At 31.1% G+C, this 431-nt stretch carries 1 protein-coding gene; it reads right to left on the bottom strand.

Annotated features, from left to right (window positions below):
• Nucleotides 1-431 (bottom strand): ABC transporter ATP-binding protein (locus tag KHA85_RS20330; RefSeq protein WP_213186688.1); only part of this gene is annotated, 431 nt, incomplete at both ends.

Below are 431 nucleotides of genomic sequence, written 5' to 3'. Positions count from 1 at the left end.
ATCTGATGCTTCTCCAGAAATAGTAATTTTTCCTGTTTCTAAAACATATGCACGATTAGCTATAGATAATGCTTTATTAGCATTTTGCTCAACTAAGAAAATAGTTACTCCATCTTTATTTATCTCTTTTATTATTTCAAAAATTTCATTAACTAAAATTGGTGATAAACCCATTGATGGTTCATCTAATAACAATAACTTTGGACGTGACATTAAAGCTCTTCCCATTGCAAGCATTTGTTGTTCCCCACCAGATAATGTTCCAGCTAATTGGTGTTTACGCTCTTTTAAACGAGGAAATTTATTATAAATGTTTTCTAAATCTCTTTCAATTCCGATTTTATCAGTTCTTAAATAAGCACCCATTTCCAAATTATCTTCAACTGATAATTGAGCAAAAATTCTACGCCCCTCTGGAACTTGTGCTAAAC

Origin of the sequence: Dietzia massiliensis (assembly GCF_018390595.1) — a bacterium.
In the GTDB taxonomy this organism is placed as follows: Bacteria; Actinomycetota; Actinomycetes; order Mycobacteriales; family Mycobacteriaceae; genus Dietzia; species Dietzia massiliensis.
Note: the sequence above shows the minus strand (reverse complement) of the source record. Positions and strands in the feature narration are given on the sequence as shown.